The 19944-nt window shown below is 61.8% G+C and carries 20 protein-coding genes; 8 read left to right on the forward strand and 12 right to left on the reverse strand.

Annotation, left to right across the window (positions count from 1 at the left end; genetic code table 11):
• Positions 1-55: 55 nt before the first annotated feature.
• A complete protein-coding gene (locus FW760_RS04850) occupies positions 56-856 on the reverse strand; it encodes an aminoglycoside phosphotransferase family protein (protein WP_116054306.1) in 801 nt (266 codons plus the stop codon).
• On the reverse strand, positions 849-1463 hold the full coding sequence (locus FW760_RS04855) for a hypothetical protein (RefSeq protein ID WP_116054309.1): 615 nt from the start codon (positions 1461-1463) through the stop codon (positions 849-851). Before FW760_RS04855 ends, FW760_RS04850 begins: the two co-directional genes overlap by 8 nt.
• Positions 1464-1680: 217 nt before the next feature.
• Here FW760_RS04855 and FW760_RS04860 point away from each other — a divergent pair, with 217 nt between their 5' ends.
• Complete coding sequence (locus FW760_RS04860; RefSeq protein WP_116054311.1) at positions 1681-2370, forward strand: B3/B4 domain-containing protein; 690 nt, start codon at positions 1681-1683, stop codon at positions 2368-2370.
• 17 nt (positions 2371-2387) lie between these two features.
• Here the strand turns inward: FW760_RS04860 and FW760_RS04865 are convergent, their stop codons facing one another.
• From FW760_RS04865 to FW760_RS04880, 4 genes are all read right to left on the reverse strand, one after another.
• A complete protein-coding gene (locus FW760_RS04865) occupies positions 2388-2873 on the reverse strand; it encodes an AAA family ATPase (protein WP_078480319.1) in 486 nt (161 codons plus the stop codon).
• A gap of 69 nt (positions 2874-2942) precedes the next feature.
• Positions 2943-3374, reverse strand: coding sequence for a carboxymuconolactone decarboxylase family protein (locus tag FW760_RS04870; protein WP_043861401.1), 432 nt, complete (start codon positions 3372-3374; stop codon positions 2943-2945).
• A 27-nt stretch (positions 3375-3401) separates the two neighbouring features.
• Positions 3402-4022 (reverse strand): NAD(P)H-dependent oxidoreductase, encoded by a 621-nt coding sequence (locus FW760_RS04875; RefSeq protein WP_116054314.1) that lies wholly within the window; start codon positions 4020-4022, stop codon positions 3402-3404.
• The gene (locus FW760_RS04880) at positions 4019-4465 is read right to left on the reverse strand and encodes a GNAT family N-acetyltransferase (RefSeq protein ID WP_043861403.1); all 447 of its coding nucleotides are present in this window, start codon (positions 4463-4465) and stop codon (positions 4019-4021) included. Before FW760_RS04880 ends, FW760_RS04875 begins: the two co-directional genes overlap by 4 nt.
• A gap of 89 nt (positions 4466-4554) precedes the next feature.
• On the opposite strand from FW760_RS04880, the gene pdxR reads away from it, so the two are divergent.
• On the forward strand, positions 4555-5952 hold the full coding sequence (gene pdxR / locus FW760_RS04885) for a MocR-like pyridoxine biosynthesis transcription factor PdxR (protein WP_116054316.1): 1398 nt from the start codon (positions 4555-4557) through the stop codon (positions 5950-5952).
• Between the two features lie 95 nt (positions 5953-6047).
• Positions 6048-6917, forward strand: coding sequence for an AraC family transcriptional regulator (locus tag FW760_RS04890; protein ID WP_088514997.1), 870 nt, complete (start codon positions 6048-6050; stop codon positions 6915-6917).
• A gap of 124 nt (positions 6918-7041) precedes the next feature.
• On the opposite strand, the gene FW760_RS04895 is transcribed toward FW760_RS04890, so the two are convergent.
• Together FW760_RS04895 and FW760_RS04900 are read right to left on the reverse strand one after the other, a co-directional pair.
• A complete protein-coding gene (locus tag FW760_RS04895) occupies positions 7042-7989 on the reverse strand; it encodes a FecR domain-containing protein (RefSeq protein ID WP_116055385.1) in 948 nt (315 codons plus the stop codon).
• Positions 7986-8501 (reverse strand): sigma-70 family RNA polymerase sigma factor, encoded by a 516-nt coding sequence (locus FW760_RS04900; RefSeq protein ID WP_043861406.1) that lies wholly within the window; start codon positions 8499-8501, stop codon positions 7986-7988. Before FW760_RS04900 ends, FW760_RS04895 begins: the two co-directional genes overlap by 4 nt.
• Positions 8502-8688: 187 nt before the next feature.
• On the opposite strand from FW760_RS04900, the gene FW760_RS04905 reads away from it, so the two are divergent.
• Positions 8689-11136: a TonB-dependent siderophore receptor gene (locus tag FW760_RS04905; protein ID WP_446443664.1), complete on the forward strand. Its 2448-nt coding sequence runs from the start codon at positions 8689-8691 to the stop codon at positions 11134-11136.
• Positions 11137-11309: 173 nt separating this feature from the next.
• Here FW760_RS04905 and FW760_RS04910 read toward each other — a convergent pair whose 3' ends face one another.
• From FW760_RS04910 to FW760_RS04925, 4 genes are all read right to left on the reverse strand, one after another.
• On the reverse strand, positions 11310-12533 hold the full coding sequence (locus FW760_RS04910; RefSeq protein ID WP_116054321.1) for an amidohydrolase family protein: 1224 nt from the start codon (positions 12531-12533) through the stop codon (positions 11310-11312).
• 61 nt (positions 12534-12594) lie between these two features.
• Positions 12595-12834, reverse strand: coding sequence for a DUF2790 domain-containing protein (locus FW760_RS04915; protein WP_116054323.1), 240 nt, complete (start codon positions 12832-12834; stop codon positions 12595-12597).
• Positions 12835-12911: 77 nt separating this feature from the next.
• On the reverse strand, positions 12912-13382 hold the full coding sequence (gene cynS / locus FW760_RS04920; protein WP_043861410.1) for a cyanase: 471 nt from the start codon (positions 13380-13382) through the stop codon (positions 12912-12914).
• A gap of 29 nt (positions 13383-13411) precedes the next feature.
• On the reverse strand, positions 13412-14053 hold the full coding sequence (locus FW760_RS04925; protein ID WP_043861411.1) for a carbonic anhydrase: 642 nt from the start codon (positions 14051-14053) through the stop codon (positions 13412-13414).
• A 111-nt stretch (positions 14054-14164) separates the two neighbouring features.
• On the opposite strand from FW760_RS04925, the gene cynR reads away from it, so the two are divergent.
• The 4 genes from cynR to FW760_RS04945 all read left to right on the forward strand — a co-directional run bounded on the left by cynR (position 14165) and on the right by FW760_RS04945 (position 19925).
• Positions 14165-15064, forward strand: a complete 900-nt coding sequence (cynR, locus tag FW760_RS04930) for a transcriptional regulator CynR (RefSeq protein ID WP_116054324.1) — start codon at positions 14165-14167, stop codon at positions 15062-15064.
• Positions 15065-15200: 136 nt separating this feature from the next.
• Positions 15201-16205 carry a sensor domain-containing diguanylate cyclase gene (locus FW760_RS04935; RefSeq protein ID WP_116054325.1) on the forward strand — a complete coding sequence of 335 codons (1005 nt, stop codon included), beginning with the start codon at positions 15201-15203 and terminating at the stop codon, positions 16203-16205.
• Between the two features lie 210 nt (positions 16206-16415).
• Positions 16416-16784 (forward strand): hypothetical protein, encoded by a 369-nt coding sequence (locus FW760_RS04940; RefSeq protein WP_078480310.1) that lies wholly within the window; start codon positions 16416-16418, stop codon positions 16782-16784.
• Positions 16785-17489: 705 nt separating this feature from the next.
• Positions 17490-19925, forward strand: coding sequence for a membrane-bound PQQ-dependent dehydrogenase, glucose/quinate/shikimate family (locus FW760_RS04945; RefSeq protein WP_116054326.1), 2436 nt, complete (start codon positions 17490-17492; stop codon positions 19923-19925).
• The last annotated feature ends 19 nt before the right edge of the window (positions 19926-19944 follow it).

Here is a 19944-nt window from a genome sequence, read left to right on the forward strand (position 1 = left end):
TATCAACCGCGAACGGAGCGACAGCGCTCCATCAATCGATCCATATGGAGCGCAGTCACTCCATATAACCAAGCCCCGCTGCGGCCAGTTTCGCCACCTCAAGGGTGCTGCCCGGCGGTTGATGGTCTTCGAGCAGCCAGCTGACCGACAGGCCCGTCCACGCAAGCACCCACTGCAACAACCGACGAGGTTCCATGCCGCTGGCCTTGGCGACGATCTCGACCCGGTGCGCGAAGCGCCCCGGTACCAGCGCCTGCTCACCATCGGGATTGCAGAAAATGTTCGCGTAATCGAAGCCCCGCTCGCCATACAGCCCCTTGGGGTCGATGGAGAGCCAGCCGGCTGCGCCGAAATCGAGCACGTTGCCGTGGTGGATGTCGCCATGCAGTACCCCCACATCGCGCGGCGCAGCCAGCAGTTCGCGGGCGGTGCTGGCGCAGTGCTGCAGAAGACCGCCGTGCCTGTCGGCCCCGTGCCACAACCCCTCGAACCACTGCTCCAGTGGCACCAGGGCGGGCATGGGCGTGGCGCGCGGTGCGTGCAGGCGGGCGGCAACCGCGCAAAGAATGCGCGTGGCCTGCTCGTCGTGCCCGTCCTTGACCATCTGCGTCAGTGCATCCGTACCTTGCGCGCGCACCATAAGAAGGGCTTGGCCGTCGTGAGCCAGTACCGGCGCTGCCCCCTCGCCCTGCCACCACGCCATGAGCAGGCTGCCCGCCTGTTCTTCGGCAACGTGCGAAATCTTCAGCATGGCTGGCCTGCCCTGCTGGCGCACCGGCAGCAGGGTGCCGTTCAGCGAGTCGAACGGCTCGCCATCGACAGTCAGTTGCCAGCGCTTGAGATAGTCGTCAAACATGCCGTGGCCTGGGTAGCGAGGCGATCATCTGGTCAAAGGCCTCCAGCGCATAGCGCCCTTCCAGGCGCTGCAACGTGGGCAACTGCGCGGGCAAACCGAATTGCACCCTGCCGGGCAGTACCTGCTCGATGGCGCCGTACCAGTTCAGCACTGCTTTCTGCAGGCGCACGTGCAGCTCGAACCTGCTGCGCCGACGCGTGCTGTCGGCCCGGGCCCGCTCCCGTGCCAGCTGCGGGTCGATGCGCGCAACCAGGTAGGCGTCGGCAAAGCCGATGCGCCCTTGCGCGAAGGTCTGCCGGGTGGCGTCCAGTTCCACCTGCCAGTCGCGCTCACTGGCCTCGCCGATCTGCCAAAGGCTCCAGATGTAATGCAGCTTGAGCGGGTCGCTGTCGCATACGGCCCGCGAATGGCGCTGCTCCATGGCCAGCGCCGCCTGCCAGCGATCGACGTTGCGTTCGGCCCAGAACGCAGCCGCCCCGAGCGGATCTGCCGCGCGATCGGGCTCGTTCTCAAAACGCCCGTTTTCGGCAATCAACTGTTGCTCGGCGTGACTTGTGCACCAGGTGGTCTTGCCACTGGCGCTGATACCTTCGACTACCACAATCATTGCAACTGCCACTCCGTTGAACAGGGCTTGCTGCAAAGCCCAAAACCGGCCGACATCATACAAGCCGCCGAGCGTGTGCAATACACAGGTGCGTGCACCACCCCATCCGCAGGATAAGAAGAACTGATAAGGCATGAGGCCTAATCATTGGATCTGATAAGGCTCACCGTTCAAGAATGCGCACCTGTTCTGCTCCCCCTGCCTTCTGGAGAAATACATGTCGTTTGTCGTGCCTGTTCTTGACCCGCAGATTGCAGAGATAGCACCGGGGTTCCGTGCCATGAGCATCTGCGTCAAAGCCACGCCGATCACCCGGCCCGAGGTGGCGACCAACGCCCTGACGCAGGCCTGTGAGGCGGTCACAGCCGGCGCCCCGGACTGGGCAGAGGCGCACCTTGCGGCATGGGCACACACCTTCCGGCTGTTCGGCGCCAAGCCGCAGCGCACGCCGTGCTCGGCCGAGGCACTGCGCAAGCGCGTGCTGCGCGACGCCGTGCTGCCGAGCATCGACCCCATTGTCGACCTGTACAACGCCATCAGCCTCAGGTTCGCCGTGCCGGTCGGCGGCGAGAATTTCGCTGCCTACATAGGTGTGCCGCGTTTGACCGTTGCCACCGGTACGGAGCTGTTCGACACCATCAAGGACGGCAGCGCCGCCAACGAATCGCCCGACAAGGGTGAAGTGATCTGGCGCGACGACCTGGGTGTGACGTGTCGGCGCTGGAACTGGCGTCAGGGAACCCGAACGCGCCTGGACGCCGATGCAGAACAGATGTGGTTCATCCTCGAAAGCCTGCCTGCAATGCCCCTGGAGGCACTGCAAGCTGCGGCTGACGAACTGGGCGCCGGGCTTTTGCAGATGATGCCGGGCGCCACGATCGACCGGCAGTTGATCGAACTCTACTGAGTTGTGCGCGCCGAGGGTCAGAGCCGGTGAACGCTGATCTCGACCCCCTCCTCGGGGTCGGGCACCCGAAAGTGGCTGGTGATCAGATCGAACTCGGCGTCGGTCGCGGCGAACTCATGCTCGGCGCGGCCGTTGCGAAGGTGCAGCCTGGCCCGGCAAGTCTCATCGCTTGCCTCGATGTAGTGAACGCAGTGCGGCACCTGTGCGGCGTCGGCCAGGGCGCGCAGCCATTGGCGATCGGCAGGCGTGTTGGCCGGAAAGTCCAGCACCACGCTGGTGCCCGCCCTGAGCATGTCGGTAACCAGCGGCCCCATCACCGCCCGCACCTGGCGGGCAAGGCGCACGTAGTCGGCCACCGAGTGGATCTGCTGCGGGTACAGCCTGGAGAGCCAGTGATCCTCGCTCAGCAAGATCGCCGCGTGTTCGGTTGCCAGGGCCTTGGCCAGTGTCGACTTGCCGGAGGCGATCTTGCCGCACATCAGATGAAGCGTCGGGGTGACCATGGCGTTGTCCTGATTGATGAACCGCCATGATGCCGTGCCGGCGCTAGCACCCACAACAGTAGAACGCGCTCAGAGGTTCATGCCGATGGCCAGCCGGTTGAACGCATTCATCAACGCCACGGCCAAGGTCAGGTCGGAAATCTCGACGTCGGAAAAATGGGCTTTCAAGGGCTCGTACAACGCATCGGGTGCGCCCTTTTCGCTGACATGGGTCAGCGTCTCGGCCCAGGCCAGTGCGGCGCGCTCGCGCTCGTTGAACAGCCCACTGATGCGCCAGCCGGCCAGGCAATCGAGCTTGGCTTGCGCCACCTCGCTGTCACGCAGGGTTTGCGAATGCTTGCCCAGGCAGAAGGCGCAGCCGTTGATCTGCGAAATGCGCAGGTACACCAGTTCGATCAATGGCAGGCCCAGGGAACTGGCGGCCAGTGCGTTGTTGGTGGCGAGCAGGCCTTGGTAGGCCTCAGGCGACAGGGAAGCGAACGGCAGTCTGAGTTGGCTCATGGTGAAACTCCAGTGAAGTGAAAGGGATCAGGCGCAAACCTGTGGGTTGAACAAGGGCTCCAGCGCCAGGCGCGCGCGGCCGGCGTCGATTGCGCTAAGCACCGCCTGCTCGCCGCCTACCAGGCCCTGCAGGTAGGTGAAGTGCAGGTCGAACAGCCCGAGGGTGTTGAGTACATGGCGCAGGTACGGCGTGAGAAAGTCCGGTTGGCGCGCCGCCTCGCCCTGGTGAATGCCACCGGAGCCCACCAGCACGTACACCGGGCGGTCGCGCAGCAAACCGACCTTGCCCTGCGGGCCGGCACTGAAGGTGCGGTGAATGCGCAGCACGTAGTCGATCCACAGCTTGAGCGCGGCCGGCAGCATGAAGTTGTGCATGGGCGTTGCAATCAGCAGCACATCGCTGCGCTCCAGTTCCTGGATCAACGCCTCGGACACCGCGAAAGTGGGTGCGTCGAATGGCGTGCGGGTGGTCAGGGCGCGGGCGTAATCGGTATCGAGCGGGGGCAGCGGGCTCGCGCCCAGATCACGCTCGATCAGTTGCAGCCCGGGGTGGCGCCGGCGCAAGGTGGCCACCAGCTCCAGCGCCAGTTGATTGGCATGGGACACCGCCCCCTGCGGGCTGGCGTTGAGCAGCAGTACGTTGTTCATTGCGGGCTCCCCGGCTTAAGGCTTTGGGTAAAGTGCATGCCACGGGCAAGCAACCCCTGGCGAAAATAGAAGCGCTGGGCCAGCGGCATGTGCAGGCCGGTATCCAGCACGAAGTGATCGCAACCGCGCTGCAGCGCCTCGTCACGCACGGCGCTCAGCAACTGCGCGCCCAGGCCGCCGCGTTGCAGGTCGGGGCTTACCACCAGGTCATCGACATAGATGAAGCGCCCGTACAACAGGTTTTCCAGCGGGCGGTAGCCCGCCAGGCCCACCACCTGCTCACCCTCCCACGCCGCCAACAAGCGGTAGCCCTGCGCCGACTGACGCTGTAGCTGCGCCACATAGTCGGCCAGGTCGTTGAGGTGCGGGCGCAGTACACGCATCAGTTCAAAGCTGGCTTCAAAGGCTGCGTGGCTTTCGAGGTGTTGAAGGGTGTAGGCCATGGTCGTCGTCCGCTTTTCAAGAGCGCCCACTTTAAGCAAGCAATGGCTTAAGCTACAGGGCCGAAAAATGAATAAACGACTAGGCCAAGATGCTTTCCTTCGAACTGGACCGCAGCCAGCAGGCGCCGATCTATCGCCAGCTCTACCAGCGCTTTCGCCAATCCATCGCCGACGGCCGCCTGCTCCCAGGTGATCGCGTGCCGGCCGTTCGCGCCCTGGCCGCCGAGCTGAACCTGGCGCGGGGCACCGTGGAGGCGGCCTACCAGTTGTTGATCGGCGAAGGCTACCTGATGGCGCGCGGCGCCGCCGGCACGGTGGTCACCCCGCAACTGACCCCGGTTGCCCCACCCCAGCTAGGCCCTGGCGTATCCGCCAGCACCTACCCGACCACCCATTCCGGCGAGCTGCCACTGCCCTTGCAGATGGGCCTGCCGGCCCTGGACGCCTTCCCGCGCAAGCTGTGGACGCGGCTGGCCGGCCGGCAACTGCGTCAAGGCGGCCTGGAAAGCCTGGTGTACCCGGACCCACGCGGCCACGCACCGCTACGGGCGGCGATTGCCACTTACCTGGGCATCTCGCGGGGCATCACCTGCCGCCCCGAGCAGGTGTTCGTGTGCGCCGGCTATCGCGCCTGCCTCGACCTGATTTGCCATACGCTGATGCAGCCGGGCGACCGCTGCTGGCTGGAGGAACCCGGCTACTTCATGGCCCGCAACGCCCTGCAGGAAGCCGGCGCGCAGCTGGTGCCCGTCAGCGTGGACGACCAGGGCCTGGATGTGGAACAGGGCATCGCCCGCGCGGTGGATGCGCGCTTTGCCGTGGTCACCCCCACCCACCAGAGCCCGCTGGGCGTGTCGCTGTCGCTGCCGCGCCGGCTGGCGCTGCTGGCGTGGGCCAACCGGCAAGGCAGCTGGATCATCGAGGACGACTACGACAGCGAATACCGTTATCGCGGCAAGCCCCTGCCCGCCCTCAAGAGCCTCGACCAGCAGGGCCGCGTGCTCTACACCGGCACCTTCAGCAAGGTGCTGTTCCCCGGATTGCGTCTGGCCTACCTGGTGGTGCCGGCGCAGCAATGCGAGGCCTTCGCCCGCCAGGCCGACCGGCTGCACAACCACTGCCCTCACCTGCTGCAGGCCACCGTGGCGGCGTTTATCAACGAAGGCCACTTTGCGCGGCACCTGAACAAGATGCGCAATCTGTACGCCCGGCGCCGGCAATGGCTGATCGAGGCATTGCAGCAGCAGTTGGGCGAGCGTTTGCTGATCGATACCCAGGCAGGCGGCATGCACCTGGTAGCCGGTTTGCCCGGCGTGGACGATGTAAAACTGGCCAAGCGCGCACGGGCCGCCGGGCTGGCGGTGGAGCCGCTATCGCAGTGGTACCTGGCAGGTGCGCCCAGGCACGGGCTGGTAATGGGGTTTACCAATGTTGCCAGTGCGCAGCAGGCGGCGATGGTGGCGCGGGAACTGGCTCGGCTTGCATAGGGGCAGCAACCCCTATCAGAGCAAACCCGGCTAGGCACGACGAGGGGGCAAAGGCGGATGCTATTGCTCACCGCATCTTCAGGAGGTTTTGTTCGGTGACCGACTCAAGCAACAGCCATGCCTACGCAAAACGGTTCGACGCCGTACTCGCCTATATCGATACCTGCCTCGAGGGCGATCTCTCGGTGAGTGCACTGAGCCGCGTCGCCAACTTCTCGGTGTTTCATTTTCACCGGCAATTCACGGCGTATGTAGGCGTGCCGGTTGCACAGTATGTGCAGTTGATGAGGCTTCGGCGCGCTGCGCATCAACTGGTCGGTTCACCGGGTCAGTCCGTGCTGGAGACAGCACTGGGTGCTGGCTTCGAAAGCCCCGAGGCCTTTTCAAGGGCGTTCAGGCGCGCCTTTGGCATGGCGCCGAGTGCGTTCGCCAAGGCACCGAGCTGGCAGGTCTGGAATGCGGTCTTCGTTGTCCCTCACTTTTCCAGGAGTATCACCATGCAGATCCGTATCGTGACGTTCGCCGAAACCCGCGTGGCGGCGCTTGAACATTGCGGGGCGCCCGGCCTCGTCAGTCAAAGCGTCAGTCGTTTTCGTCAGTGGCGCATGCAGAGCGGTCAGTCGCCAGTGGCCGTGAGCCGCTCGTTTGGCATCCCCTATGACAATCCCGATACCACGCCCGCAGAGGCCTTCAGGTTCGCGATTTGCGGCGAGATAGACGAGGCCGTGCTGCCCAACGAATTCGGCGTGCATGAACGGGTCATCCCGGCAGGGCGTTGCGCCGTGATTCGCCATACGGGGTCGCCTGACTACATCGGAGAATCCATCTACCCGCTTTACCGCGACTGGCTACCCTCCAGTAACGAAGAGCTTCGGGATCACCCGTTGTTCTTCCATTACCTGAGCGTGTTTCCCGAAACACCGCAGGATCAATGGCAGACGGATATCTACGTTCCGTTGAAATAGGCGAAGCTGGCGTGTGAAACGGGTTGCCGCTCGGTGGGTGAGTTGCCGGCCGAGCGGCAGTGGTGCCAAAAGCGGACCGTGCGAGCCGATGTCTGAGCCACCGGCCTTCGAAAGTCGTAAATCATCAAACCGGCAGGATGCGCGTCCAGTAACGGGTAATCTGCTGGATTCGGATGGGTAACGAACGGGCGATAGTGTTCAATGTCAGCTCGATGTTGCCAAGCGAATACGAGCCCGACACCCGCAAGTGGCTGACCTCCGAGGCGCAGCCCAGATAGCCGGGGCAATAGCGCTGCAACTCGTTGATGAGTGTATCCAGCCTCCAGCCCTCCACTACCAGCCGCCCCTGAGCCCAGGCCTCTTCGCCTTTTTTCAACGGCTGCGTGGCAAAGAGTCGCTGACGATCAAATGTCACCGATTGCCCTTGCTCGATCACGACCTCGCCTTCAGCCTGCTCAGGACGGACCGCAACGGCATGCTGGTAGACGCTGAGGCGTGTCAGCCCGTCGAGTTGGCGCACGGCGAAGCGAGTGCCCAATGCGCGCAGATCACCCTGTGCACTGCGCACCAGCAACGGACGTGAGTCCTTGCCGGTGGTTACATGGACCTCCCCCGCCCGAAGCACCAGCAAGCGCGTGCTGGCATTGAACAGTACATCCAGCGCGGTATCGGTATCCAACACCAGCAGGGTGCCGTCGGCAAGAGCCGCTTGGCGCTGTTCTCCGGTGCGCGTTCTGAGGTCGGCCATCCATCTGGGCGCAACGTCATATCCCTGCCATGCCAATGAACTGGCGCCGGCGCCCAGCAACAGCCCCTTGAGTAGCGTGCGGCGATTCGGGCCGCTTTCGCGCAGCGTGGACTTTTCCATGACGTTCCAGGCCAACTGCTGCGGCATGCCGCCCAGGCGCGCCTGCAATTCGGTCAACTGCTGCCATGCCCATTCATGCTCCGCCCTCCGGCAGTGCCAGCGTTGCCACTGCGCGCGCAGCGCCGCGTCTTCAGGGTTCGCGCACAGCTGCGCGAACCACTGCGCCGCATGGCGAAGTGCTTGGCGCTGGGCGTCGGTGGTCACCACGGATTGTCCACCAGGTACAGGAGGCAGCGTTCGGTGGCCCGGGCCATGTACTTGGTTACCGAGCTGGCGGACACCTGCAGGTGCTCGGCGATTTGAGGGTAGGTCAGCCCTTGCACTTGCGACAACAGGAACGCCGTTTTGGCCTTCACGCCCAGGCCGTCAAGCATGCGATCCAGCTCCAGAAGTGTCTGGAGCAACGAAAGCTGTTCTTCGGCAGAAATCTCGAACGACTCGGGCTGCGCGGCGAGCACTTCCAGATAGGCACGCTCCACCGACTGACGGCGAAAACTGTCGATCATTACCCGCTTGGCGATGGTTACCAGAAAATGCCGAGGTTCATTGAGCATGGCCGCCCGGGGCTCACGGCGCTCGGCGAGCAGCACGCGAACAAAGGTGTCCTGGGCGAAGTCTGCCGCCGCCTGCGAACACCCGGTGCGCTTGCGCAGCCAACTGATGAGCCAGGGTTGATGGTCGTTGTAGAGGGTCGCGATAAGGTTGCCAGACGGCATATCCAGGCCAAACAGTGAATAAGAATTAATCGCAATATAGTGAAATGATGGCCTGAGAGCAATCGACTTCTGGCCGTGAAAATCAGGCCAGGAAAAAATTTCGAAACGCGTTGTCACTTTCCTCTTGGCTACGCGACTCCTTTTGCAGACACCTCACAAAATGCCAACAACCGCATCAGGAGTAAGCATGCAGCATCCCCTTCCAGGCTTCTGCACCGCCACGTTGAACACCCCAAGCGCGCTATGCCTTGCCCTACTTGGCGCATCGTTGTTGATGGCCACTCCAGCACTTGGCCACGCTGCTGAAGGCCAGGTAACAGCCCGTACGCTGCATCAGCAGGAATTTGCCATTGAAGCCGGGGCGCTGGCCACTGTGCTGAACAGCTTTGCCACCGAAGCAGGCGTGGTGCTGTCGTTCGACAACGGGCTGACCGAAGGCAAGCAGAGCCGGGGCATCAATGGCCGCTACAGCATCGACCAGGGCTTTGCCGTGTTGCTGAGCGGGTCCGGGTTGCAGGCGGTTGCAGGTGGGGACAACAGCTATGTGCTGCTGCCGGCTGCACCGTCGGGTTCATTGCAACTGGACGCGACCAACGTGACAGGCTCGGGGCTGGGCGCCATCACCGAGGATTCGGGGTCGTACACCACAGGTAACACCACCACAGCGACGCGGATGAATCTCTCGCTGCGCGAAACGCCGCAGTCGATCAGCGTCGTCACGCGTCAGCAGATGGACGACCAGAACATGCAGTCCCTGGAAGACGTTGCAAGGGCAGCCACGGGCATCAGCACGGTCAAGGGGTTCGGCACTGAGCGTCCGCTTTACTACTCGCGAGGGTTCCAGGTCGACGACCTGCAATTCGACGGCCTGCCGAGCAGCGTCACGGAAAGCTTCTCGATGGACGTCATGTCGGTGAACAACATGGCCATGTATGACCGGGTGGAGATTGTCCGAGGCGCAAACGGCCTGATGCAAGGGGCAGGTAATCCGTCAGCGGCCATCAACATGGTTCGCAAGCGACCGACGCGTGAATACCGGCTCAAGGCAGAGATCGGTGCTGGCTCGTGGGACAACTACCGCACGCAACTCGACGTTGGCGGCCCCTTGAACGCAGAGGGCACCGTGCGTGGCCGTACGGTCCTGATGTACAACAGTCGAAACAGCTATCAGGACTACGCTGACAAGGACAACCAACTGTTCTACGCCATCGGCGAAGTCGACCTGAATGACTCGACCACGGTTGCAGTGGGGGCGTCCTTCCAGCAGGACAACAGTGGCGGCTACGATTGGGGCGGTTTGCCTACCCACCTGGATGGCAGCTCATACAACTTCTCGCGGTCGAAGTCGTTCGCTGGAAAGTGGGCGTACCTGGACAAGATCAACCGCAACGTCTTTGCCGATATCAAGCACAGCTTCAATGAGGACTGGAACCTCACCGTCGCCACCAACCTGATTTGGTCCAATTCGGATTTTCTCGCTCAGGTTGGGTACCACACCAAGGACACCGACTCGACGATGCAGTACTGGCCGAACAGCGCCCGCTACGATGATGAACAGATCAATCTCGACGCGGCGCTCAACGGTGCGTTCAACCTGCTGGGGCGCAAGCATGAGGTGGTGATCGGTACCAACTTGCGGCGTGACAGGCTGCAATACGTCACAGGCTCGTCCAGCGTGAACCCTATCGTCGACATTCTGGACTTCGATACCTCCACATTCCCGAAACCGCAGATAGTCGGCAGCCTGACGCCCAGTCGACATGTGCGCAAGGACAAGGGGATCTATGCAGCCACTCGCCTGAACCCATTCGATGATCTGCACGTGATCCTGGGCAGCCGCTTGAGTTGGGTCGACTACGACACCCAGGGCCCGTGGGAGACGGACCGCTTCAGGGAAAACCGCAAGATCATCCCCTACGGCGGCATCGTCTACGACGTCAATGACACTACCTCGGTGTATGCCAGCTATACCGAGATCTACAAGATGCAGAGCAACTACAGCGTCGACAACAAACTGCTCGAACCCACAACGGGCAGCAACTACGAAGTGGGCGTAAAAAACGAACTGTTCGATGGCAGGCTCAATACCTCCCTGGCGCTGTTCCAGGTGGATCAGACAGGCCTTGCGCAGGTCGTGCCCGAGGCTGGGCGCGTGTGTGGGCCCACGCGCGATTCGCGGTGCTACACCGAGGGCGCCAAAGTACGAAACCGCGGGTTCGATGCCGAGGTCTCGGGCGAGTTGATGCCCGGGTGGAATGCCTCCATGGGCTACACCTACAGCCATCCAGAATACGTGGCGGGTAGCAGGAGGGGTGACACCTATGGCACAGAGAACTCGCCACAGCGACTGTTCAAGGCCGCCACCACCTACCAGTTGCCAGGTAGCCTGGACCAATGGCGAGTCGGGACCAGCGTGTACCATCAGAGCAAGCTGTACCTGAACAGTATTTCGCAGAGTGCCTACAACCTTGTGGACTTGAATGCCAACTTCCGGATCGACCAGAACCTGAGCGTTCAGTTGAACCTCAACAACGTTTTCGACGAGAAGTACTACACCGCGATTTTCAGCCAGGACACCGGAAACTATTACGGCGAACCCCGCAACTTTGCCGTCACGCTGCGCTACGAGAACTAGCCGTGAGCAGTGGTCGGCAGGACGATTTCAAGCGGCTGTAACGGCCGCTTGGATGGACCCTATGCTCACCACGATTTTCATGTTGAACGGCCAGGCAGCTCGCGCTGGGTGAACCAGGTGGTGGGCGAGCGAAGTAACAGCTCCCCACGACCAGTCGCTTGCATCGAACTGGATCAGAAAGCCACCGAACGCTGACAGGCCGACGTCGCCACGATCTTCCCGCGCTTGAGCACCATCAACCGTGTGGGCAGGTCGAGAATCACGTCACCCACCGAATGCGTCTCCAGCAACACCACGTCAGCAGGCGCACCCGGCATCAACCCATAATCCTTCAACCCCAGCGCTTTCGCCGGATGGGTAGTGAGCATCGACAGTACCGTGGCCTGGTCATCCGCCCCGCCCAGGTGACAGGCCGGAATCGCCAATTGCGCGATGTTGAGCAAGTCGCCGGTGCCAAACGGGGTGAATGCGTTGCGAATATTGTTGGTGGCAAGGCACACATTCACGCCGCCATCACGCAGGGCCCGCACCGGCGTCAGGGTACGGCGCACGTCATGGCTGTCGCCGCGCGCACCGAGGTGCAAGTCGGTGGCGGGCAGGCACATGACGCTGATGCCAGCCTCGCGAATCAAGGCAATGATCTCCCGCTGTTTGTGCGGCGCCACGGCACCCAGGCTGGTCAGGTGACCGACGCATACGCGCCCTTGATAGCCTTGCTCGATGGTCTTGCGCGCCAGGTACTCAATGGTCATGTGTTCGGCGTTGTCGGCGAAGTCCTGATGGAAGTCGATGTCCTTGCCGTAGCGCCTGGCCAGGTTGAATACATAGTCGATGTGGTCATGGGCCGAGTCGTCGTTGTAGGGAATGCCGCCCACTACATCTGCGCCCTTCTCCATGGCCTCAACCATCATTGCCTGCATGCCCGGCAGTTTCAGTATTCCCTCCTGCGGGAAGGCCACCACCTGGATGTCGATGGCGTCGCGCAGCTTGTCGCGCAGTTCCAGCACCACATCAAAGCCGGTGAAGCCTTGCACCGGGTCGAATTCGGCGTGGGCGCGTACGTGGGTAGTGCCGGACTGCACCAACGCACGTAGTGCTTGAGTGGAGCGCGCGAGAATGTCGTCGCGAGTCAACGTGGGTTTGAGCTCGGCGGTAACCGCTATCGCCTCCTTCAACGTGCCGGAGCGATTGGCCTTGCGGTGCATGATGTTGGCTTTTTCCAGGTGCAGGTGCCCTTCGACAAAGCCCGGGATCAGCACGTGGCCGTGGCCCTGGATTTCCTGCACGGCCTGCACTGAAATTGTCGGCGCGATCTCGACAATCTTGCCGTGGTGCACCGCTACGTCCATCAGCGGTTTTGTATCGTCGATGCGCACATTGCGAAAGATCAGATCCATGACGTTGGCCCTCTATGATGCTGCCCCAAGGCGCATCGGTAAAAAACGAACCATGGGCAGTTCAACCGTTGGAACAGCCGTTACCCATCACTCGGTATTCAAGAATGTGTTTCTGGCCCTTGGAGTCTTCATACGTCATGAGCACAGGTACCACGGCGCAGACGTGCGCGACTTCGCTGATGGAAATGACGCGGGCGATGTCCAGGTGCTGGGCGTAGCTATATTGCTCAACCGGTATCGGTTCGTCGGCCATCGCCGCAGCACAGAAAAAGCCCGCTATCAGTACAGGTAACGCCTTCATGTTCAGAGGCCCTCCTCCACATTTTCAAGAACATGGAGCCCGGCAGCCATGCAGCGCCGGGCCCATGGGTGGGGTGATCAGAACGGTTTGGTCGGCAGGTACTTGCCATCCAGGGTGATCACCGCGCGGGAGCCGCCGTCTGGGTCATCGACCTTCTTGACGTCCAGTTTGAAGTTGATGGCGCTGATGATGCCGTCGCCGAACTTCTCGTGAACCAGCGCCTTGAGCGTGGTGCCGTAGACCTGAATCATTTCGTAGAAGCGGTAGATGGTCGGGTCGGTAGGAATGCCGTTGCCGATGCTGCCGCGCAGCGGAATGCTTTGCAGCAGGAGCACGGCATCGGCGTCGAGGCCCAGGGTGTCGGCAACCACCTGGGCTGCGTTGGCCGGCAGCGGGTGCTGACCAAGCAAGGCGGCGGTGACAAAAGCTTCGTGCAGGCCGGTGCCTTCTGCAATCTGAGCGAACGACAGGTCTTTGCGGGCCTTGGCCAACAGGATGACGTCGGTCAGGGCAAGGCGAGTGTCTTGGCTGATTTGTGATTGGATCATGGGGATATCTCCGTGGGTAGAAACGAGGGTTAGTGGGTAGCAACGCAAACGGTAGGGCTTTCGGCCAGCGACACGAACTTGCCGGTGCGGCTGTCGAAGGCCTGGATGCAGCCGCTTTCGATGTCGTAGACCCAGCCATGCAACGTCACGCGCTTTTCTTCCAGCGCGAGGCGTACCGAGGGGTGTGTCTGAATATTGGCCAACTGCGCGATGACGTTTTCGCGCACCATCGAGGCGACCTTGGCATGCTGGTCGACATGCTGGCGGGCCTCGTTGACCACCCGACCGGAATCGGCGTAGCGCAACCAGCCGGCCACGGCGGGCATGTTGTCCAGGCATTTGCAGGTGGCGATGGCGGTCATGGCGCCGCAGTCGGAATGCCCACAGATCACGATGTCGCTGACTTTCAAGGCTGCGACCGCGTACTCCACCGAGGCGGACACACCGCCTGGCTCAGGGCCGTAGGACGGCACGATGTTGCCCGCATTGCGGATGACGAACAGGTCGCCCGGCTCACGCTGTGTGACCAGCTCCGGCACCAGCCGGCTGTCGGAGCAGGAGATGAACAGCGCCCGCGGGCTCTGCTGGTTGGCCAGGTCTTTGAACAGGCCGGCACGTTCAGGAAAGGCATTGCGCTGGAATTTAAGGAAACCGTCGATGATGTCTTGCATGGTTGACTCCGTTGGTTCGCGATGCGATGAGGCAAAGGTTACGGAGGCCGTGCAATAAGGTAAAAGTCTCATATATGATTATCTGCATCAGATAAACTTATAGGTACAGGCATGCTGGCGCGTCATATTCAGTATTTTCTTGCGGTCGCCGAACATCAGGGCTTTACCAGTGCCGCGGCGGCACTGCATGTTTCGCAGCCCGCGCTGTCGCAGCAAGTGCGCCAGTTGGAGGAAAGCCTCGGGGCGCAGTTGTTCGATCGCTCAGGGCGCAAAACACGCCTGACCGATGCCGGGCAGGTGTACCTGCGTTATGCATTGCGGGCGGCGCAAGAGCTGCGCGAAGGCAAGCGGGCGATCCATGATGTGGGCGATCTCAGTCGAGGAACGCTGCGCATAGCGGTGACGCCAACCTTCACGACCTACCTGGTCGGGCCGTTGGTGGAAGCCTTTCACAGCCGTTACCCGAACATCACGCTGAACGTGCATGAACTGGCCCAGGAGCAGATGGAGAACCTGCTGCTGAGGGACGAACTGGATGTGGGGATTGCGTTTGATGAGGTGCATGCGCCAGACATCGAAGCCTATCCGCTACTGGTTGAAACGCTTGCCCTGGTCGTTGGTAGCCGACATCCGCTGGCCGGGGCGCGGGCTGTCGGCCTGGAGACGCTGAATGCGCAGTCGCTGATTCTGCTCAGCAAAGCGTTCGCCACCCGCGAACAGATCGACCGCTATTGCAACCAGCACGGCATTCGCCCGCGCGTGGTGATGGAGGCCAATGTAATTGGTGCGTTGATTGAGGTAGTGCGCAGAACCACGCTGTCGACCTTGCTGCCCGCCGCCCTAGCGCAGGAGCACCCAGAGTTGGTGTCTGTCGAGTTGGGGCCGCATCGGCTAGAGCGTACAGCGGTCTTGATGCAGCGCAAGAATGTCTATCAATCCGCGGCTGCCCGGGCGTTTATGGCGCTGGCCAAGGAAGTGGCCGGTGATCTGACGACCAAAACAGATGAGTAGCAGAATACGAAGGGCTTTCAGCGTGCCCGCAACCTCTTCCATGTCGCCATGTACCGACCCATGGCTCGGTACGCAGTACTTGCCCTGCCAGGGCTGCTAAAGTGGCTTATCCATAGGGTTCCGAGGGCTATCGTGTATGTCCGATGCAAGCGAGCTTGTCAATGACAGTGAGGTGTACAGAACCCTTCTGGAGTCGACCAAGGCGATTCCCTGGAAGATTGACTGGGCCTCGATGAAGTTCACCTACATCGGCCCTCAGATCGAGGCGTTGCTGGGCTGGAGCCCTGAAAGTTGGGTGAGCGTGGAAGACTGGGCCATGCGCATGCATGCAGAAGATCGCGAGCATGTGGTGAACTTCTGCGTGACGCAATCCAAGGCTGGCGTGGACCACGAGGCGGACTACCGAGCGCTGACCAAGGACAACGGCTATGTGTGGATCCGCGACGTTGTGCACGTGGTGCGCAATGACAGGGGCGAAGTCGAAGCGCTGATCGGCTTCATGTTCGACATCAGCGAACGCAAGAAGACCGAAGACCAGTTGCTCAGTTTGCAGAAGGAACTGGAGGTGCTCTCGTTCAAGGACGGCCTGACGAATATCGCCAACCGTCGTCGCTTCGACAACTGTTTCGAGTTGGAGTGGGAACGTGCGCGCCGCGAGCGCCGACCATTGTCGCTGCTGTTGCTGGACGTCGATTTTTTCAAGCAGTACAACGATTTGTACGGCCATATTCAAGGCGACAAATGTTTGATAGCGATTGCCCAGACCCTGAGTTTGGCGTTGGATGGCCCACGCGACCTTGTGGCTCGCTATGGCGGCGAAGAATTTATCGTGCTGCTGCCCGAAGCCGATGCCGAGGTGGCGCGTAAAGTGGCTGAGCGCTGCCAGCGGTTGATCCACAAGCAGTCCATCGTGCATGCGCTATCGCCACATGACCACCGCCTGACTGTCAGCGTAGGCGCGGGCTCGGTGGTGCCAGGCGAGCGGGACAGGCCTACAGACTTCATCAAAGCCGTGGACCAGCAGCTCTATGCGGCTAAAAACAACGGACGGCACCGCATTGAGTATGTGCAGTTGGAGGGGTTGTCGGGCTGTTCAGCAGTTGAAAGTGCAGAAGAACAAACAACTGCCCGTCCTTCATAGAGGGTCATCAGCAGCCACGGTGATGCTGGAGAAAAAGCTGCGGCGAGTGCGATTCGAGATTACTGGGCAAACACGGTCTCGGCCGTCGCTAACGGACCCAAGGCTGCCGGTGGTTAACGGCCGCAATCGGCCAGAAGCGGACTGTAGACAGATAGCTGGCATTCCTACGCTGGCATTCTAGTAATCTCACAACGCTAAAAAGGAACATTCATGTTGGTCATTCAAATTGATCGGGATAGCGTGCATGCAGGGGATGATCTGGAAAGTCACAGGACATCAATCAGGCTTGATCCAGCAGTAACACTGCGCGCTTTGTTCGAAGCGATCCAAGGTATGGGTTACCTGCCTGACATCAGTGGAGGCAAGGCGACGTGGATTATTTGTTCGTCTGGCAAACACATAGGTGTTTTAGCTCAGCAATGGCCAGAAACTAAATTGTTAATCCCCGCCGAGAGCCTCCTGAGTCAGTATTTTGGGGATACCGAACCTCGCCTTCTGTTCAGATATTGGTGCCAGGCAGATCCAGACCATGTCTTTTCACAGATCAAAGCTGGAAATGAACCGCCGTCTCGATTTTAGGACTGGCGGGGGCTACCTACTGATCCAGAAGCCAATATGCCTGCTTTGGGTTGTGGCGGCCTGTTGCAAAGGTGGGCTACCGAGCTATAGCTGCATCCTTTCGGGTTTGCTAGCCCGAGCACCTTAGGACGTGCAAGCGTCCATCCGTCTCAGCTGACACCTTTTTGCACCCGCTGTTTCGTTTTATGACGGCTGTACGCAGGGCGCATTCGTGCGCGCTGGGTTTCTGGAGTCCCGGTCTACCATCCTGCTTACGGCCGTCACCCTTTGTCGTCGGGTGTCATGGCGACTGTACGCGGGGCGCATTCATGCGCGCCGGGGTCCTTGATCCCTGGTCTGCTAACCCGCGTACAGCTGCCTCCCTTTCGTTCCGCGGGCCGCACACGCGGCCTACCGACCGTCCCCATTGTTACTGTTTCCCCAACAATGCTTTTCGACCTTGAGCATTTATCCGCCCCGCCTCGCCCGCCTAAACTGGCCACCGTTTTCAGGCAGCCCTACCGCGCCGACTCCGCAAAGGCCACCCCAACGCCAACACCCTTTCCCAGAGCCTTCGGCGCCCCCCGTATCGAATGATCGCGCACGCCCTTGCGCGCTGATCGCCACACCCCACGGGTTCGATCTTTACCGCTGCCGACTGAATGCCTTGACCCCTGCGCAGAGCTTGCGTGCACTTTCCATTGACTAACGGAACGTATGAAAAAAATGACGGATGACCATCAACCGCAAACTCGGAAGTTTGCACTCGGCACCACCGCAAGGGTGCTGTTTGCCCTGCTGGTGCTGCTCGTATCGCTGGCGATGATCTACGGCGGCTTCAAACTGGTAGCACTCGATGGCTCGCCGTACTACCTGATCGCAGGCGTTGCATACCTGCTGCTGGCAGCGCTGATGTTCCTGCGCAAAAGCGTCGGCATCGCCCTTTCGGTAGCCATCGCCCTGGCAACCTGTGTGTGGGCATTCTACGAAGTCGGCCAGTTCAGCTACTGGGAACTGCTGCCACGCCTGGTGGTACCGGCAATCATCCTGACCCTCAGCCTGTGGGTCGGCGCAGCCTTGCCCGGCACCTCGGCAAGCACCCGACGCCTGGCCAACCGCTTCGGCTTTGCGGTGTTCGCGGGGCTGATCGCGACCTTCGTGGCGGCGTTCTACCCGCACGGTGCAATCTCCACCCCGCTCGCCTCTACCGCCAAGCCTGCGCCAACCGAAGCCCCCGCCGCGCCGGAAAACTGGGAGTTCTTCGGCCGCAACGCCTCGGGCACGCGCTTTGCGCCGTTCAGCCAGATCACCCCGGCGAACGTCAAGGACCTGCAAGTGGCCTGGATCTACCGCACCGGCCGCAGAACCACGGGCGCCGGTGCCGGCGTGGACGAGAACACCCCGCTGCAGATCGGCAACGTGCTGTATTCATGCACGCCAGAAAACCTGATCACCGCCCTCGACGCCGACACGGGCAAGCCGATCTGGAAGTTCGACCCGCACGCGCGCAGCGCCGAGCACGTGACGTGCCGCGGCGTGGGCTACCACGACATCGACAAGGACGACAGCCTGAGCGCCGAGGTCAAGGCCTCGTATGGCGAGCAGCAGTGCCGCCAGCGCATCCTGGTGTCGTCGGTCGACGCACGCCTGTTTGCCCTGGACGCACACACCGGCACCCTGTGCCCGAGCTTTGGCGACAACGGTTATGTCGACCTGAAAAAAGGCATGGGCCCCACCGAGAACAGCAAGCGCTACCACCCCACCTCCCTGCCCGTGGTAATGGGCCACCTCACCGTGGTCGGCGGCTGGGTGCGCGACATCGTCGCCAAGGAGCCGTCGGGCGCCGTGCGTGCCTTCGACGTGCTGACCGGTGCGCTGGTGTGGGCCTGGGACATCGGTGCGCCTGAAGGCCAGGACGCAACCGCCAGCGACCACCAGTTCACCCTGGAAACCCCCAACGTGTGGACCGTGCCCACCTACGACAAGGCACTGAACCTGGTGTACCTGCCCACCGGCAACGGCCCGCCCGACTACTGGGGTGGCGACCGCAACCAGGCCAAGGAAAAGTACGGCTCGGCCGTGGTGGCCGTCGATGCCTCGACCGGCAAGGCCAAGTGGGTGTACCAGACCGTGCACCACGATGTGTGGGACTACGACCTGCCCTCGCAACCGGTGCTGTACGACATCAAGAACGCCCAGGGCGAAAAGACCCCGGTGCTGATCCAGACCACCAAGACCGGCAACATCTTCGTGCTGGACCGCCGCACCGGCCAGCCGGTGACTGAAGTTCAGGAGCTGCCCGTACCGACATCCCCCGCCGCCGAAGGCGAACACCTGGCACCGACCCAACCGCACTCGGTGGGCATGCCGGTGATTGGTGCCGAGCCCCTGACCGAGAAGTCCATGTGGGGCGTGAGCACCTTCGACCAGCTGTACTGCCGCATCATGTTCAAGGACTCGGTGTACGTGGGCCCCTTCACCCCGCCGACCGAAAAGCCCTACATCGAATGGCCGGGCCTGCTGGGTGGCATGAACTGGGGTGGCATCTCCATCGACGAAAACACCGGCATGATGTTCGTCAACGACATGCGCGTACCGCTGCGCATGGCGCTGGTCACCAAGGAAAACACCAGCAAGTTCAAGGTTTCCACCGATGAGGTGCCGGGCTTCATGGGTACGATTCGCCCACAAGTGGCGGGCATCTATGGCGGGGTAAAAATCGACATCCTGCAATCCCCCCTGGGCGTACCGTGCAACACCCCGCCGTTCGGCAGCATGAGCGCCATCGACCTGAACACCCAGAAACTGGTGTGGCAGGTACCGCTGGGCACCGTGCAGGACACCGGCCCCCTGGGCCTCAAGACCCACCTGCCGATCCCGCTGGGCATGCCGACGCTGGGCGGCCCTACCTCGACCGCCTCGGGGCTGGTGTTCTTTGCCGGCACCCAGGACTACTACCTGCGGGCTCTGGACTCGGCCACCGGCAAGGAGGTGTGGAAAGCCCGCCTGCCGGTAGGTGCAGTGGCAGCGCCGTTGATCTACCAGTCGCCGGCGACCGGCAAGCAGTATGTGGTGATCTCGGCGGGCGGCATGAGCCATTCGCCTGATGTGGGCGACTACATCATTGCCTATGCGTTGCCCGACGCTACTGAACAGCAGTAACACGCTGGTGGAAGCCGTA

The sequence above is a fragment of the Pseudomonas sp. 1176_21 genome (genome assembly GCF_052850635.1).

What these genes read in the sequence shown, in the direction of transcription:
- FW760_RS04850 (WP_116054306.1), bottom strand. Translation starts at nt 856, where the DNA reads ATGTTTGACGACTATCTCAAGCGCTGGCAACTGACTGTCGATGGCGAG.
- FW760_RS04935 (WP_116054325.1), top strand. Translation starts at nt 15,201, where the DNA reads ATGTCCGATGCAAGCGAGCTTGTCAATGACAGTGAGGTGTACAGAACC.
- cynS (WP_043861410.1), bottom strand. Translation starts at nt 13,382, where the DNA reads ATGATCCAATCACAAATCAGCCAAGACACTCGCCTTGCCCTGACCGAC.
- FW760_RS04910 (WP_116054321.1), bottom strand. Translation starts at nt 12,533, where the DNA reads ATGGATCTGATCTTTCGCAATGTGCGCATCGACGATACAAAACCGCTG.
- FW760_RS04855 (WP_116054309.1), bottom strand. Translation starts at nt 1,463, where the DNA reads ATGATTGTGGTAGTCGAAGGTATCAGCGCCAGTGGCAAGACCACCTGG.
- FW760_RS04925 (WP_043861411.1), bottom strand. Translation starts at nt 14,053, where the DNA reads ATGCAAGACATCATCGACGGTTTCCTTAAATTCCAGCGCAATGCCTTT.
- FW760_RS04940 (WP_078480310.1), top strand. Translation starts at nt 16,416, where the DNA reads ATGTTGGTCATTCAAATTGATCGGGATAGCGTGCATGCAGGGGATGAT.
- FW760_RS04880 (WP_043861403.1), bottom strand. Translation starts at nt 4,465, where the DNA reads ATGGCCTACACCCTTCAACACCTCGAAAGCCACGCAGCCTTTGAAGCC.
- FW760_RS04860 (WP_116054311.1), top strand. Translation starts at nt 1,681, where the DNA reads ATGTCGTTTGTCGTGCCTGTTCTTGACCCGCAGATTGCAGAGATAGCA.
- FW760_RS04870 (WP_043861401.1), bottom strand. Translation starts at nt 3,374, where the DNA reads ATGAGCCAACTCAGACTGCCGTTCGCTTCCCTGTCGCCTGAGGCCTAC.
- pdxR (WP_116054316.1), top strand. Translation starts at nt 4,555, where the DNA reads ATGCTTTCCTTCGAACTGGACCGCAGCCAGCAGGCGCCGATCTATCGC.
- cynR (WP_116054324.1), top strand. Translation starts at nt 14,165, where the DNA reads ATGCTGGCGCGTCATATTCAGTATTTTCTTGCGGTCGCCGAACATCAG.
- FW760_RS04900 (WP_043861406.1), bottom strand. Translation starts at nt 8,501, where the DNA reads ATGCCGTCTGGCAACCTTATCGCGACCCTCTACAACGACCATCAACCC.
- FW760_RS04905 (WP_446443664.1), top strand. Translation starts at nt 8,689, where the DNA reads ATGCAGCATCCCCTTCCAGGCTTCTGCACCGCCACGTTGAACACCCCA.
- FW760_RS04945 (WP_116054326.1), top strand. Translation starts at nt 17,490, where the DNA reads ATGACGGATGACCATCAACCGCAAACTCGGAAGTTTGCACTCGGCACC.
- FW760_RS04875 (WP_116054314.1), bottom strand. Translation starts at nt 4,022, where the DNA reads ATGAACAACGTACTGCTGCTCAACGCCAGCCCGCAGGGGGCGGTGTCC.
- FW760_RS04865 (WP_078480319.1), bottom strand. Translation starts at nt 2,873, where the DNA reads ATGGTCACCCCGACGCTTCATCTGATGTGCGGCAAGATCGCCTCCGGC.
- FW760_RS04915 (WP_116054323.1), bottom strand. Translation starts at nt 12,834, where the DNA reads ATGAAGGCGTTACCTGTACTGATAGCGGGCTTTTTCTGTGCTGCGGCG.